Origin of the sequence: Vibrio sp. Vb0598, assembly GCF_033338935.1 — a bacterium.
Taxonomy (GTDB): Bacteria; Pseudomonadota; Gammaproteobacteria; order Enterobacterales; family Vibrionaceae; genus Vibrio; species Vibrio alginolyticus.
Genome location: NZ_JAWOTP010000105.1, coordinates 1 through 1,481 on the forward strand (window position 1 = coordinate 1; position 1,481 = coordinate 1,481).

A 1,481-nucleotide genomic window follows, 5' to 3' on the forward strand; every position below is an offset into this window, starting at 1 on the left:
GGCTGAGTTGTCAGAGTTTGAATCGTTCCCACGTTGTGGCGATCTACGTATCGAAACGCCAGACACGAACGAAGCAAAAGAGCTATTGAAGTTCTGCCGCAAGTTCACCGTACCAATGCGCCAAGCGTTGCGTGGTAAAGGTTTGATGTGGAATAAAGACAACGCGAAGAAGCCAGTGCTACACATCTGTTTTGTCGCACCGGGTCATTGTTATGTGGGTTACTCACTACCAGGCAACAACTCGCAGTTCTTTATGGGTATCCCTCGCTTGAAATTCCCAGCAGACGCACCAAGCCGTTCAACGCTAAAACTGGAAGAAGCTTTCCACGTATTTATTCCGCGAGATGAGTGGGATGAGCGTTTGGCGCCAGGCATGTGGGGCGTTGACTTAGGTGCATGTCCAGGTGGTTGGACGTACCAATTAGTGAAACGTTCTATGTTCGTTCATTGTGTTGATAATGGCATGATGGCAGACAGCTTGATGGAAACCGGTCAAATTAAGCACCACATGGTGGATGGCTTTAAGTTCGAACCAGACCGCAAGAACGTGACTTGGATTGTGTGTGATATGGTTGAGAAACCAGCTCGCGTGGCACATCTTATGGGCCAATGGCTGCTTAAAGGTTGGGCGAAAGAAGCCATCTTTAACCTGAAATTGCCAATGAAAGGTCGTTACGATGAAGTACTGCAAGATCTTGAAAATCTAAAAATGTTCTTGATTGAGAACAAGGTGAAATTCAAGCTGCAAGCGAAGCATCTGTATCATGACCGTGAAGAGATCACGATTCACATTCAGTGTCTATCTAATATCTCTCCGCACTAAGTTATCGTTTCTATGTGGTTGAACATTATCAAAAAGGCGCCTACTTCAGGCGCTTTTTTATTGCGGTTTAGGAATCGCGACAGTCACTCAATTACTGGTTGGTTGGCCACATCTCTTCCCATTTTACTGATTCCATGTTGTCTTCGATGCTATCTGGCGTTTGAGCAAAAAAGTCTAATCCAGTTTGACGTTCAACTTCGTCAATGGTGGTAATAAAGTTGGCTAACTCAGAGCTTGAAACATCGCGATGCGGGACAATGAACGCAATGGCTTCATCAAAGCTTGGATCAAGAATGACTTTGTAAAATGCGCTCGGGATCACCACGCCATTACCGATTGTTCCTTCGTTACCTTGGTAAATCGGTCCGGTCACCACATAAAGCTCATTGTACTCATTGGCGAGATCACGAACATGTTCTTCTAGAACGCGCCAACCAACTCGGTTAAACCCCGGCAGTTGAGGTGACATGTTACTCATCAAAAAGCTCTGCTTCATTGACTCTTGGGTGAAATCCATTGTCGCTGACGGCGCAAGGTGCCCTCTGTCGTATCCTGAGCCTTTGTAGTCCGCTAGGGTAGAGCGAGCGTAATCCGGCATTTCAGTGTCTTCTTGGAAGGCGTTACTGCGTTTGTTGGTGATGTTCACGCTTTCTGCGGT

The 1,481-nt window shown here is 46.5% G+C and carries 2 protein-coding genes; one reads left to right on the plus strand and one right to left on the minus strand.

Annotation, left to right across the window (positions count from 1 at the left end; genetic code table 11):
• Positions 1-823, plus strand: an 823-nt coding sequence (gene rlmM / locus R7Q38_RS23260) for a 23S rRNA (cytidine(2498)-2'-O)-methyltransferase RlmM (RefSeq protein ID WP_318114449.1), incomplete at its 5' end; no start/stop codon positions are given.
• Between the two features lie 91 nt (positions 824-914).
• On the opposite strand, the gene R7Q38_RS23265 is transcribed toward rlmM, so the two are convergent.
• The coding region (locus R7Q38_RS23265; RefSeq protein ID WP_318114450.1) for a DNA/RNA non-specific endonuclease at positions 915-1,481 on the minus strand (567 nt) is incomplete at its 5' end.